Here is an 11,855-nt window from a genome sequence, read left to right on the forward strand (position 1 = left end):
TGCACGACCGGCGTTGTCATCTTCATCGGCTCGCCCTGCGGCGTCGGCGCGGGTTCGGGCAGCGGCGTGACGGGTTCCTTCTCGGCGGCCTTGACGGTCGCGCGGTCGCGCCGGGCCGGGTCGATCTTCAGGAAATGCTCGACGAGATTGAAGAAGCGCTCATAGAACACGCCGGCGGGAATCGTCTCGCTGGCGGTCTTGACGAGCGCGTCGTCGCTCGACCCGATCGGCAGCGACAGCGAGCCGAACACGCTGAGGCCGACGCTGGCCGACGTATTCGACTTCTTCAGCGTATAGCGATCCTGCACCGCGTTCACGTACGCGATGCTCGACGAGCCGTCCGCGTTCGCGTCCGCACACACGACGTGAAACTCGATCACGACGTGCATGTCATTGTTCGGCTGGAAATTCTTGCTGCCGTCGACCGCGTCGTTTCGCGACGACGACACCACATAGCCCTGGCTCAGCAGCGCGCGCCGCGCGGCCTCGCAGGCCGCGTCGGATTTCGAGTGGAACGTATGCGCATACGGGCTGCTCGTCGCGTCGAACTGTTCCTGCTGGTAGATCGGCTTGGGCGGCGTCGAGCACGCCGCCAGCACGGTCGCGGCCGCGAGCGCGCACGAAACGGAAAACAGGCGAAATCGGTTGTGCATGGCGTCTTTCAGAAGGCTTGGCGAGAAGTCGCGCAACGGGCGGTGCCTGGATGAAGCGCGCGGCAATCTCGTAAGGCCGGGGCGTCATTATAGTTTCGTTTGATGTCGCGCTCGCTTCAGTCGGCCGGTGCGCCGCGTGCCGCGGCCAGCAATTGCGCCGTCAGCGGATGGTGCTCGCCGCGCCGCGAGCGGATCGCGTGGATCTCCTCGGTCACGTCGCCCGCGCGCCCGAGCCGCCGCAGCCCGCGCAGCAGCGACGCGTCGTTCGCGCCGAGCTCGCTCAGCGGAAACACGCCGAGGCCGCGCGCCGCGAACACGGCCATCAGCGCGCTGTCCTCGAATTCCCCGGCCACACGCGGCACGATCCGTTCACCCTCCAGCCACAGGTCGAGGCGCGCGCGCAGCGCCGAATGCGCGGTCGGCAGCAGCACGGGCAGGTCGGCGAGACATTGCGGAAAATGCTGACGCGCGGCCGGCGTGACGAGGGCCGCGGGGCCATACCAGTCGACCGGCGACGCGACGAGCCGCTCGCTCGTCACGCGCAGGTTCGAACCGGACGGCGCGCCCTGGCCGGCCAGCACCAGATCGAGATGATGCAGCGCCAGCTCCGCGAGCAGCGCGTCGTGCTCGCCTTCGTGGCACAGCAGCCGCAATGTGGGCGTATCCAGCACGGGCGCGAGGATCGCGTGTGCGGCGAGCTTGGAGATGCCATCGGCAAGCCCGACTGCGAGCCGCACGGTCGGCTGGCTGGCCGCCGCGCGCACTTCGTCGGGAATCAGCCGCCCCATTTCGAAGATCACTTCCGCGCGCGCAAACGCGGCCTGGCCGGCGTCGGTCATCGTGACGCCGCGCCCGGCAGGGCGCAGCAACTGGTGCCCGAGCGCTTTCTCGAGCTCGCGCACCTGCGCGCTGATCGTCTGCACGGCCATGTCGAGCCGCCCGGCCGCGCGCGCGAAGCCGCCTTCCTTCACGACGACCCAGAAATAGTACAGATGTCGGAAATTGAGCATCGGATCGAAATTTCGGAAAAACCGAACCAAAAATCAGATTCTCTCTGATTTTTCCGAAGTCCGGGGCGGCATATCATCGGGCTTTCCACTTTCATATCGGCCCATTTCATGGACTACCTGCTGACGCTTGCCGTTGACCCCGCCGTCTGGGCTGCGCTTCTGACGCTCGTCGTGATGGAAGTCGTGCTCGGCATCGACAACCTGATCTTCATCTCGATCCTCAGCAACAAGCTGCCCGAAGCGCAGCGCGCCCGCACGCAGCGCCTCGGCATCGCGCTCGCGCTGGTGATGCGCCTCGCGCTGCTCGGCAGCGTCGCGTGGATCGCGAGCCTGACCGAACCCGTGTTCACGCTGTTCGACCATGCGTTCTCGTGGCGCGACATGATCCTGCTGTCGGGCGGCCTGTTCCTCGTCTGGAAGGCGACCACCGAGATCCATCACCACGTGTCGCGCGACGGTGAAGGCGCGGGCGGTGCCGGCGGCGCGGTCGGCCTGACGATGTGGGCCGCGATCAGCCAGATCGTGATGCTCGACATCGTGTTCTCGATCGACAGCATCGTGACCGCGATCGGCATGACCGAACACGTGCCGATCATGTTCGTCGCGGTGATCGTCGCCGTCGCCGTGATGCTGTTCGCGGCACAGCCGCTCGCACGCTTCATCGACCGCAACCCGACCATCGTGATGCTCGCGCTGTCGTTCCTGGTCGTGATCGGCATGACGCTGATCGCGGAAGGTTTCGGCTCGCATGTGCCGAAGGGTTACATCTACGCGGCAATGGCGTTCTCGGCTTTCGTCGAAGGCATGAACATGCTGGCGCGGCGCGCGAAGGCGAAGCGCCCGGCACCGACGGACGGCCACTGAGCCACCGCGCGTGATGCGGGCCGCTGCGGCGGCTGGCGTCACGCGCCTCATACGGAATCCAGACGAAATTCGCACGGAAAGGAGAAGCGCGATGAAATGCCCTGTCTGCAAGACGCCCGACCTGCTGATGGCCGAGCGCCAGTCGATCGAGATCGACTACTGTCCGACCTGCCGCGGTGTGTGGCTCGATCGCGGCGAACTCGACAAGCTGATCGCGCGCGAAACCGGCGACGCGCCGGTGCGTCGCGACGAGACGCCCGTGCGGCACGACGCGCAAGCGGCGCGCGGCCACGACGGCGGGTGGGGGCGCGACGGCCGCTCGCATGACGACCGTGACAGACGCGACGGCCGCTCACACGACGATCGCTACAAGCACGACGGCCAGCGTCGCCGGAAATCGGTGTTCGACCTGTTCGACTTCGACTGATCGTAATTGCACCGCACGTCGTAAAGAAGCCCCGCCGGGCGCGTACCCGGCGGGGCTTTTTCATGCGTGCGGGATAACGGCACGCACCGATGCTTACGCGTTGCCGGCCGTCACGTCGATACGGCGCGGACGCGTTTCCTCGCGGCGCGGAATCGTCAGCGTCAGCACGCCGTCGCGCAGGTTCGCGTCGATCCTCGACGTGTCGAGGTCGGGACTCAGCACGAAGCTGCGCGCATAGCGCGTCGCGCGGATCTCTGCATGCCGCACGCGCAGGTCGGCAGGTGTGTCGAGGTGCGTGTCGGCCTCGATCGTCAGCGTGTTGTCATGCACCTTCACGTCGAGGTTCTCGCGCGGCACGCCGGGCAGGTCGGCTCGCAGCGTGACGCCGAGATGGTTCTCGACGATGTCGACGGCCGGCGTGATCGCGGGCCGGCGGGCCGCTTCGGCGGCAGCGGGGTGAACGGTGTTCGTCTGACGCTCGGCCAGGGTCAGGTTCGCATTCATGTCGGTATCCTGAATATTATTGAACGGTGATCGCGCGCGGCTTCGATGCCTCGCGCCGGCCGACGCGAATCAGCAGGCAGCCGTTTTCGTAGCGGGCGCTGACCTGCTCGGGGTCTGCATCTCGCGGCAGCTCGACGACGCGGCGGAATGCACCGTGAAAGCGTTCCTGCGCATAGGTGCGCAGATCGTCGCCTTCGCTGCGTGGTGCCGCCTTGCGTTCGCCGCTGATCGTCAGCAGGTCCTTGTCGATCGATACGTCGAAGTCGGCCGCGGCCATGCCGGGTGCAAACGCGACGATCTCGATGGCACCGTCGGTGGTGCCGACGTTGAGCGCGGGAAAGGCGCCGGGCCGCACCGCGCGAATTCCGGACGGACGTTCGCCCAGCAGGTTCGCCACCTGCCGCTGCACGCGGGCGAATTCGTCGAACAGGTCGCTGCCGAAATGGATACCGCTCATGTTTGTCCTCCTGAACAGGGAACGCGGGAGACGTGACGGCGCGGCGCCTGCGGCGGGCGCGACGTGGGAACTCCACTGGGTCGAAACGGGGGCAGTGCGTTGCATGATGCACTGCCCGACGACGTGTAATTAGTGGCAGCCGAAGCGCATTTCAAGAGGGCATCTGAAATCTGCATCAATGCAGGCCCGCGCGATTCGATGCGACAATCGCCGCGATCTATTTGCAGACCAACGACACGGGACAATCATGGACATTCGACGCATCGCGATCGTCGGCACCGGCGTGATCGGCGCGAGCTGGGCCGCCTTCTATCTGACGCAGGGCTTCGACGTCGTCGCGACCGATCCGGCGCCGCAAGCCGACGCGCGGCTGCGCGACGCGCTGGCCGCGTTTCTCGGCGACCGGGCCGCCGAACTTTCCGCGCGGCTGTCGTTCGACGCCGATCTCGTGCGCGCGCTCGACGGTGTCGATTTCGTGCAGGAGAACGGCCCGGAACGGCTCGACCTGAAGCGCGCGTTGTACCGGCAGATGGACGACGTGCTGCCCGCGCACGTGCCGATCGCGTCGAGTTCGTCGGGCCTGAAAATGTCCGACATCCAGACCGCGTGCGACAAGCATCCGGAACGCTGCCTGATCGCGCACCCGTTCAATCCGCCGCACCTGATTCCGCTCGTCGAGCTGGTCGGCGGCGATGCCACCAGCCAGGACGTGATCGCTCGCGTGAAGGATTTCTACGATGCGCTCGGCAAGCAGACGATCGTCCTCAACAAGGAGATGACCGGCCACGTCGCGAACCGGCTCGCGGCCGCGCTGTTCCGCGAGGTGTATCACCTCGTCGGCGAAGGCGTCGTGAGCGTCGCCGATGCGGACAAGGCTGTCGCATGGGGCCCCGGCCTGCGCTGGGGGCTGATGGGACAGTGCCTGACGTATCACCTTGGCGGCGGCGCGGGCGGCATCGCGCACTTTCTCGAACACCTGTCGGGGCCGATCACGAGCTGGTGGGACGACCTCGGCACGCCTTCGTTCAATCCGGACGTCGATCGCAAGCTGAACGACGAATTGCGCGCGATCCAGGGCGAGCGTTCGATGCAGGAACTGGCAGCCGAACGCGACCGCTTGCTCGTCGAACTGATCGACGCGCGGCGCCGCAGCTTCCTGCCGTAACCGCGCCGCGGCGTCGCGTACGGGCCGCGGCCGGCTACTGCTGTGCGGCGGTTTGCGATGCCTGAGGCGTCTGCGCGAGCCACGCCGGGCTCGTGGCCTGCACGAGTTCGCGGTTGCGCGCGCGGGTCGCGGCGTTCGGCGGGTAGTTGCCGTCGTTCGTCGGCAGTTCGCCGTCGAGATAGGCCTGCTTGAGTTGCGCGACGACTTCCGCGCGGGTCAGCCCCTGCTCGGGCGCCGCGGTATCGGTCGTCTGGGCAAAGGCGGGGGACAGCAGGGCGGCGGCGGCGGTCGCGACGGCGAATCGCATGACATTCATGGCGTGCTCCGATCAAGGGGACGGGACACCGGATGCGTACGGCGGCTGGCCGTGCGTTCCGATGGGTCCCATTGTCGCGAGCGGGTGCTGCGCGGACGATGACGCGTTCCGGGCAAAGCTGTCAGTTGCGGGCGCGGGCACCGGGCGCGGGTGCCGGGTGCGATCTCGCGTGCGTGTGTCGCGCCCGGTGCGGTTACAACTCCGACGCCGCGGTGATCAGCGTCGCTTCGAGTGCGAGCGTCGAGCGCGACGCGGCCGCCGGCCGGTCGATCACGTATTCGAGTTCGCCGAGTTCGGGCAGCCCGGCGTCGAGCCGCGCGAGCCCGGCCGGAATCACGTAGCCGGCGAACGCGCTGACGCCGAGCCCCGCGCTCGCAGCGGCGCGCAACACCGCGACGCTGCTGCTCACGACCGCGATCCGGTACGGCCGCCCGACGGCCTCGAGCGATTCGAGCACGCGGCGGCGCGACACGCTCGGCTCCGGATGCATCGCGAGCGGCAGCACGGCCTCGTGGCCGGTGATCCGCGAATCCGGGCCCGTGCACCAGTACAGCGGCTCGCTGCGGATCACGCGGCCGCGCCGGCTGCCCGCGATGCGCTTCGCGAACACGAGATCGTGCCGGCCTTCGTCGAGCGCGTCGAACAGGTCGCCCGACAGCCCGGTCGAGATCGCGAGCTCGACTTCCGGATTGCGCTGCACGAAGCTCGCGAGCGCGGCCGTCAGGTGCGCCGACGCGAAATCCTCCGACATCGCGAGCCGTACCTTGCCCGACAGCGGCGGCCCGCACACCGACGTGACGGCTTCGTCCATCAGCTCGAGGATGCGCACCGCGTAGCGAAACAGCGCGTCGCCGTGCTGCGACAGGTGCACGTTGCGCGTGTCGCGTTCGAACAGCGGCCGGTCGAGCAGCTCCTCGAGGCGGCGGATATGCTGGCTGACGGTCGACTGCGACAGGTTCACGCGCTCGGACGCGGCGGTGAAGCTGCCGGATTGGGCGACGGCGACGAAGCTGCGCAGCAGCTCGGGCGGTAACGGACGCATTGCTAAATCCACTGAATCGGTTTCGACAACTTCATAAATGGCCGGATATTGCGGCGCTAGTATCGGATCACGCCCCGGTGCGGCCCGTAACGGGGCGCACCGGACGCGTAGCCCGCGTCGTGCCGGCGGCTGCTTCATTCAGTCTACGGCATCCGGCGTCCGGCCCGAAACCGCATCATCCCATCGACCGCCCGAGAACGTGCCCGCAAGACGGGCCGCCGGGCCGCGGCGCACCGCCGCAGGAGACGAGTCCGCGCACGGGATCGGCGTGCGGGGCCGGCGCCTGCATGCGTCCGGCGCCCGTCACGAAGAGACTGGAGACGACTCATGATCATCTACGGAACCGCGCTGCTGGCGTTCTGCCACCTGGCCGGACTGTTCCTCGGCGACCTGCTCGGCAGTGCGATCGGCGTGAAGACCAATGTCGGCGGCGTCGGTATCGCGATGCTGCTGCTGATCTGCCTGCGCCTGTGGCTGCACCGCCGCGGTTGGCTGCCGAAGGAGACCGAGGCCGGCGTCGGTTTCTGGGGCGCGATGTACATCCCCGTCGTCGTCGCGATGGCCGCGAACCAGAACGTCGTGGCCGCGCTGAAGGGCGGCCCCGTCGCGCTGCTGGCCGCCGTGGGCGCGGTCGCGATCTGCGCATGCTGCATCGCGGTACTCGTGCGCACCGGGCGCGACGACACGGCCTTCGCGGGCGTGCCGCAATTCGAAGAACAGTGACGGAGGCCGCCATGCTGCAGATGCTCGAAAAAACTGTCGCCCACAACGGGCTCGTCGCGTCGTTCGCGCTGGTCGGCCTGATCATGTGGCTGTCGTCGATCGCGTCGCGCAAGCTCACGTTCGGCCGCGTGCACGGCTCCGCGATCGCGATCGTGATCGGTCTCGCGCTGGCTTACGTCGGCGGCGCCTTCACCGGCGGCGAGAAGGGGATCGCCGACGTGCCGCTGTTCGCGGGCGTCGGCCTGATGGGCGGCGCGATGCTGCGCGATTTCGCGATCGTCGCGACCGCGTTCGAAGTGCAGCCGACCGAGGCACGCAAGGCCGGGCTCGTCGGCGTCGTGTCGCTGCTGCTCGGCACCGTACTGCCGTTCATCGTCGGCGCGTGCATTGCGCGTGCGTTCGGCTATACCGACGCGGTCAGCATGACGACCATCGGCGCCGGCGCCGTCACCTACATCGTCGGCCCCGTGACGGGCGCGGCGATCGGCGCAAGCTCCGATGTGATCGCGCTCAGCATCGCGACGGGGCTCGTGAAGGCGATCATCGTGATGGTCGGCACGCCGGTCGCGGCCAACTTCATGGGCCTGAAGACGCCGCGTTCCGCGATGATCTTCGGCGGCCTGGCCGGCACCGTCAGCGGCGTGAGCGCGGGGCTCGCCGCGACCGACCGCCGGCTCGTCCCGTACGGTGCGCTGGTCGCGACGTTTCATACGGGCGTCGGCTGCCTGCTCGGCCCGTCGGTGCTGTACTTCACGACGCGCGCGCTGGTTGGCGCGTAGGCCCGTCCGATGGGCGGCCCGTGCGCGGGCCGCATCCATCGCCGCGTCCTCTGAGTCGCATTCGTCAACATCATCAATCGGCGGCGGCGCCAGGCTTAGAATGCCGCTGAACCATCGAAGCGGGAGAACTGTTCATGACGGGATGGAATCACGCGCGGCAGGCGCGCGATGCACGCCTCGCGGCCGGTGCGCGTTTCGCGCAGGGCAAGCGGGTCGATGCGCGCGACACCGTCGCGTTGCTTGAAGCGGTGCTGCGGCCCGGCGACCGCGTCTGCCTCGAAGGCGACAACCAGAAGCAGGCCGACCTGCTCGCGACGGCGCTCGCCGACGTCGACAGCGCGAAGATCCACGACCTGCACATGGTGCAGTCGGGCGTCGTGCTGCCCGAGCATCTCGACGTGTTCGAGCGCGGCATCGCGAAGCGTCTCGACTTCGCGTACTCGGGCCCGCAGTCGCAGCGGATCGCGAAGCTGCTGTTCGGCGGCAAGATCGCGCTCGGCGCGGTGCACACCTATCTCGAGCTGTTCGCTCGCTACTTCATCGACCTCACGCCGCAGGTCGCGCTGATCGCCGCGGTCAGCGCCGATCGCGACGGCAACCTGTACACCGGCCCGAACACCGAAGATACGCCGACGGTCGTCGAGGCCACCGCGTTCAAGGACGGCATCGTGATCGCGCAGGTCGACCGCATCGTCGACAAGGTGCCGCGCGTCGACATTCCGGGCGACCGCGTGCATTTCGTCGTCGAGGCCGGCCGGCCGTTCTACGTCGAGCCGCTGTTCACGCGCGATCCGGCGGCGATCACCGAAACGCAGATCCTCACCGCGATGCTCGCGATCAAGGGCATCTACGAGCCGTACGGCGTCAAGCGCCTGAACCACGGGATCGGCTTCAACACGGCCGCGATCGAGCTGCTGCTGCCGACCTACGGCGAGAAGCTCGGGCTGAAGGGCAAGGTCTGCTCGCACTGGGCGCTCAATCCGCACCCGACGCTGATTCCCGCGATCGAGTCGGGCTGGGTCGAGCAGATCCACTGCTTCGGCTCGGAAGTCGGGATGGACGACTACATCCGTGCGCGTTCCGACATATGGTTCACGGGCTCCGACGGGTCGCTGCGCTCGAACCGCGCGTTCTGCCAGACGGCCGGCCTCTATGCGTGCGACATGTTCATCGGCTCGACGCTGCAGATCGACCTGTCCGGCCATTCGTCGACGGTCACGGCCGAGCGCATTGCCGGGTTCGGCGGCGCGCCGAACATGGGCAGCGACGCGCGCGGCCGGCGTCATCCGAGCGAGCCGTGGCTGAAGGCCGGCGCGGAAGCCGACCCCGACACGCCGGCGGCGCTCAGGCGCGGCCGCAAGCTCGTCGTGCAGATCGGCGAGACATTCGGTGACAAGAACGTGCCGATGTTCGTCGAGAAGCTCGACGCGCTGAAGCTCGCCGACAAGCTGCAGCTCGACCTCGCGCCGATCATGGTCTATGGCGACGACGTCACGCACATCGTCACCGAGGAAGGGATCGCGAACCTGCTGATGTGCCGCGACAAGGACGAACGCGAACACGCGATCCGCGGCGTCGCCGGCTATACCGAGATCGGCCGCGGCCGCGACCGGAAGATGGTCGAGCGGCTGCGCGAGCGCGGCGTGATCCGTCGCCCGGAGGATCTCGGCATCGATCCGCTCGACGCCGATCGCCGCTGGCTTGCCGCGCGCTCGATCAAGGATCTCGTGCACTGGTCGGGCGGCCTCTATGCGCCGCCGGCCCGGTTCCGCAACTGGTAAGGACAAGGGCATGGAACAGTTGAACTATCGCTTCACGGCCCGCGAGCGCGCGAAGGGCGAGCAGGCCGCGGCGCTCGTCGGCGTGGTGGCATCCGGCAATCTCGAAGTGCTCGTCGAGCGCGTGCTGCCGGGCAACGAATGCGAGATCGACATCCGCACCGCGGCGGTCGGTTTCGGCGCGGTATGGCAGGCCGTCGTCACGGATTTCGTCGAGCGGCGCACGCCGGGCGGCTTGAAGCTGTCGATCAACGACGGCGGCGCGCGGCCCGACATGGTGTCGCTGCGGCTCGCGCAGGCGGTGCGCGCGATCGAGGGAGACGCCCAATGAACAACCCCCACGCTCACATCCATTCGCTGCCGACCGAGGGGGCGGGCGCCTCCCCAGGCGCGGCCCGTCAGGAGGCGCCGAACGACGCGATCCACGATACGCCCGCGTTCGTCGCGAACGCCACGAGCTGGTACGAAGCCTCGGCGCGACAGCGCATCGACGGGCTGCTCGACGCGGGCAGTTTCAGCGAATTCCTCGGCCCGGCCGAGCGCGTGACGAGCCCGCACCTGCCGCTGTTCGACCTGCCGCAGCAGTTCGACGACGGGATGGTGGTCGGCCACGGCCGGCTCGACGGCCAGCCGGTGTTGGTTGCCGCGCAGGAGGGCCGCTTCATGGGCGGCGCGTTCGGCGAAGTGCACGGCGCGAAGCTCACCGGGCTGCTGCGTGCCGCGCGCGAAACCGGCAAGCCGGTGCTGATCCTGTTCGATACGGGCGGCGTGCGGCTGCAGGAAGCGAACGCGGGCGAACTCGCGATCGCCGAGATCATGCGTGCGCTCGTCGAAGCGCGCACGGCCGGCGTGCCGGTGATCGGGCTGATCGGCGGGCGCGCCGGGTGCTACGGCGGCGGCGGGTTGCTCGCCGCGTGCTGCTCGGCGCTCGCGGTGTCGGAGCAGGGCCGCATCAGCGTGTCGGGCCCCGAAGTGATCGAGACCAATCGCGGTGTCGAGGAATTCGATGCGAAGGACCGCGCGCTGATCTGGCGCACGATGGGCGGCAAGCATCGCCGGCTGATCGGCGGCGCGGATCGCTACGTGGCCGACACGCCCGATGCGTTCCGTGCAGCGGCGCTCGACCTGATCGGCTGCGCGCCGAAGTTCGATGCGGCAATGCTGCGCGCCGAGCAGGCGCGACTCGAAGCGCGCGTCGAACGGTTCGGCGCGTGCAAGGATGCGCTCGACGTGTGGCGTGCGCTCGGTGCGGATGCGCCGGAAGCGATTCCAGGAATGCCTGACGATGCGTTCGCCACGCTCGCCGACCAATTGCAGGAGCCCCAGCATGACGCTCGATGAAGTCCTGACCTCGCTGTTTCCGAAAGGCCATTCGATCGCACGTACCGGCGGCCTGCTGACGGGCCACGCGGAACTGGCCGGCACGCGCGTCGATGTGATCGGCGTTGCCGACCGTTTGCCGTTCGGCATCGACGAGGCTGTGACGCTCGCGTCGCACGTGCTCGACACGATCGCGCGCGGCGGTGACACGCCGATCCTCGTGCTCGTGGACAGCGACAGCCAGCGGATGAGCAAGCGCGACGAACTCCTCGGCCTGAACGAAGGGCTGTCGCATCTCGCGAAGTGCCTGATGCACGCGGATCTCGCCGGGCACCGGACGATCGGCGTGCTGTACGGCCACACGGCCGCCGGCGCGTTCATCGCAACCGCGCTCGCGACGCGCACGCTGCTCGCGGTGCCGGGCGCGGAGCCGGAGGTGATGGACCTGCCGTCGATGTCGCGCGTGACCAAGCTGTCGATCGACGTGCTGAAGGAGATGTCGCGCTCGACGCCGGTGTTCGCGCCGGGGCTCGACAACCTCGTGAAGATGGGCGCCGTCGACGCCGTGCTCGATCCGGCTCGCGCGCTCGACGCGCAGGTCGGCGAATGGCTCGGCAAGCCGGCCGACCGCGTCGACCGGCGCGCGTCACGCGGCCGGCCGGTTGCCGCCGATGTCGCGCAGCGCGTCGAGGCACTCGCGCGTGCCGCACGCTGAACTGCCGCTGCGCCGCCACACGCTCGTCACGCTGACGGCGGCGGGGTGGGGCGCGGCATTCGCGCGCGATCCCGCGCTCGCGGTCGATCCGCTCGTGCGCGC

The 11,855-nt window shown here is 68.5% G+C and carries 15 protein-coding genes and 1 pseudogene; 10 read left to right on the top strand and 6 right to left on the bottom strand.

Annotated features, from left to right (window positions below):
* Together G3O06_RS43035 and G3O06_RS43040 are read right to left on the bottom strand one after the other, a co-directional pair.
* The coding region (locus tag G3O06_RS43035; RefSeq protein WP_205819723.1) for a DUF2242 domain-containing protein at positions 1-653 on the bottom strand (653 nt) is incomplete at its 3' end.
* Between the two features lie 116 nt (positions 654-769).
* On the bottom strand, positions 770-1,663 hold the full coding sequence (locus G3O06_RS43040; RefSeq protein WP_174969491.1) for a LysR family transcriptional regulator: 894 nt from the start codon (positions 1,661-1,663) through the stop codon (positions 770-772).
* A 108-nt stretch (positions 1,664-1,771) separates the two neighbouring features.
* Between G3O06_RS43040 and G3O06_RS43045 the strand changes: the two genes are divergently transcribed.
* Positions 1,772-2,527 carry a TerC family protein gene (locus tag G3O06_RS43045; protein ID WP_174983189.1) on the top strand — a complete coding sequence of 252 codons (756 nt, stop codon included), beginning with the start codon at positions 1,772-1,774 and terminating at the stop codon, positions 2,525-2,527.
* A gap of 91 nt (positions 2,528-2,618) precedes the next feature.
* A complete protein-coding gene (locus G3O06_RS43050; protein WP_174915239.1) occupies positions 2,619-2,954 on the top strand; it encodes a zf-TFIIB domain-containing protein in 336 nt (111 codons plus the stop codon).
* 93 nt (positions 2,955-3,047) lie between these two features.
* Here G3O06_RS43050 and G3O06_RS43055 read toward each other — a convergent pair whose 3' ends face one another.
* A complete protein-coding gene (locus G3O06_RS43055; protein ID WP_205819725.1) occupies positions 3,048-3,458 on the bottom strand; it encodes an Hsp20/alpha crystallin family protein in 411 nt (136 codons plus the stop codon).
* Positions 3,459-3,474: 16 nt separating this feature from the next.
* Entirely contained in the window at positions 3,475-3,915 is a 441-nt protein-coding gene (locus tag G3O06_RS43060; RefSeq protein ID WP_205819727.1) for an Hsp20/alpha crystallin family protein, read from the bottom strand.
* Positions 3,916-4,162: 247 nt separating this feature from the next.
* On the opposite strand from G3O06_RS43060, the gene G3O06_RS43065 reads away from it, so the two are divergent.
* On the top strand, positions 4,163-5,080 hold the full coding sequence (locus G3O06_RS43065; RefSeq protein ID WP_205819728.1) for a 3-hydroxyacyl-CoA dehydrogenase NAD-binding domain-containing protein: 918 nt from the start codon (positions 4,163-4,165) through the stop codon (positions 5,078-5,080).
* 34 nt (positions 5,081-5,114) lie between these two features.
* Here G3O06_RS43065 and G3O06_RS43070 read toward each other — a convergent pair whose 3' ends face one another.
* Positions 5,115-5,396, bottom strand: a complete 282-nt coding sequence (locus tag G3O06_RS43070; protein ID WP_174969486.1) for a DUF4148 domain-containing protein — start codon at positions 5,394-5,396, stop codon at positions 5,115-5,117.
* A gap of 193 nt (positions 5,397-5,589) precedes the next feature.
* Positions 5,590-6,438 carry a LysR substrate-binding domain-containing protein gene (locus tag G3O06_RS43075; RefSeq protein ID WP_205819731.1) on the bottom strand — a complete coding sequence of 283 codons (849 nt, stop codon included), beginning with the start codon at positions 6,436-6,438 and terminating at the stop codon, positions 5,590-5,592.
* A gap of 327 nt (positions 6,439-6,765) precedes the next feature.
* On the opposite strand from G3O06_RS43075, the gene madL reads away from it, so the two are divergent.
* From madL to G3O06_RS49420, 7 genes and pseudogenes are all read left to right on the top strand, one after another.
* Positions 6,766-7,161 carry a malonate transporter subunit MadL gene (gene madL, locus G3O06_RS43080; protein WP_034186756.1) on the top strand — a complete coding sequence of 132 codons (396 nt, stop codon included), beginning with the start codon at positions 6,766-6,768 and terminating at the stop codon, positions 7,159-7,161.
* An 11-nt stretch (positions 7,162-7,172) separates the two neighbouring features.
* On the top strand, positions 7,173-7,940 hold the full coding sequence (madM, locus tag G3O06_RS43085) for a malonate transporter subunit MadM (RefSeq protein ID WP_175842811.1): 768 nt from the start codon (positions 7,173-7,175) through the stop codon (positions 7,938-7,940).
* A 134-nt stretch (positions 7,941-8,074) separates the two neighbouring features.
* Entirely contained in the window at positions 8,075-9,721 is a 1,647-nt protein-coding gene (gene mdcA / locus G3O06_RS43090; RefSeq protein ID WP_174969485.1) for a malonate decarboxylase subunit alpha, read from the top strand.
* Between the two features lie 10 nt (positions 9,722-9,731).
* Entirely contained in the window at positions 9,732-10,049 is a 318-nt protein-coding gene (gene mdcC, locus G3O06_RS43095; RefSeq protein ID WP_011351579.1) for a malonate decarboxylase acyl carrier protein, read from the top strand.
* Positions 10,046-11,059 carry a biotin-independent malonate decarboxylase subunit beta gene (locus tag G3O06_RS43100; protein ID WP_241020534.1) on the top strand — a complete coding sequence of 338 codons (1,014 nt, stop codon included), beginning with the start codon at positions 10,046-10,048 and terminating at the stop codon, positions 11,057-11,059. Before mdcC ends, G3O06_RS43100 begins: the two co-directional genes overlap by 4 nt.
* Complete coding sequence (gene mdcE / locus G3O06_RS43105) at positions 11,046-11,753, top strand: biotin-independent malonate decarboxylase subunit gamma (protein WP_205819733.1); 708 nt, start codon at positions 11,046-11,048, stop codon at positions 11,751-11,753. Before G3O06_RS43100 ends, mdcE begins: the two co-directional genes overlap by 14 nt.
* Positions 11,740-11,855 (top strand): annotated as a pseudogene (locus tag G3O06_RS49420) (phosphoribosyl-dephospho-CoA transferase); the annotation flags it as partial. The gene mdcE and the pseudogene G3O06_RS49420, both read left to right, overlap by 14 nt.

Origin of the sequence: Burkholderia sp. Ac-20345 (assembly GCF_017104825.1) — a bacterium.
Lineage (GTDB): Bacteria > Pseudomonadota > Gammaproteobacteria > Burkholderiales > Burkholderiaceae > Burkholderia > Burkholderia lata_B.